This is a genomic window from Priestia sp. JV24 (assembly GCF_025910025.1).
GTDB lineage: Bacteria > Bacillota > Bacilli > Bacillales > Bacillaceae_H > Priestia > Priestia megaterium.
Map to the genome: position 1 here is coordinate 1 of NZ_JAPCIN010000087.1, position 602 is coordinate 602.

General features: G+C 47.3%; 1 protein-coding gene. It reads left to right on the forward strand.

All coding sequences use genetic code 11. From position 1 onward, the window contains the following. Nucleotides 1-161: 161 nt before the first annotated feature. The coding region (gene mobV / locus OK414_RS29775; RefSeq protein ID WP_264363584.1) for a MobV family relaxase at nt 162-602 on the forward strand (441 nt) is incomplete at its 3' end.

Here is a 602-nt window from a genome sequence, read left to right on the forward strand (position 1 = left end):
TCATTTTGGCGGAGCCAAACACAGGGAGGAATCCGACCGCCACCTCGTAGAGCGCGCTCCCAATTTGATCGAAGATGAAAAATTGGTGTAGTGCGTTACACCAAATCTAAAGTTGTGGTATGCTAGACCCAAGTACAGTGGTCGAAATGGGGGGGTAAGGGATGGCCAAATATGGGATTATCCGCATGCAAAAGTTCCACAAAGACGCAATATTGGGGATCCAGAAACACAACCAACGAGAAGGCGAGAACAGTAAAAATAAAGACATCGATTCAACCAGAACGATGCTCAACTATGACTTGGTGAATGAAGACAAAATTAAGTACCATGAAGAAATTAAGAAGATGACGGCCACCCGTGTGAAACGAAAAATTCGGAATGATGCGGTCCTGGTGGCAGAGTTCTTCGTATCGGCCAGTCCGGAGTATATGCATGCGATGTCGCCAGACGAGCAGCGCAAATATTTTGAAGCATCACTTGATCATATCGCTGGCAAGTATGGCCAGCAGAATATTTTATATGCGGTGGTACATAACGATGAAGCGACGCCACACATGCACGTGGGGTTTGTGCCAATCACAGATGATCGGCGCTTGGCGGCC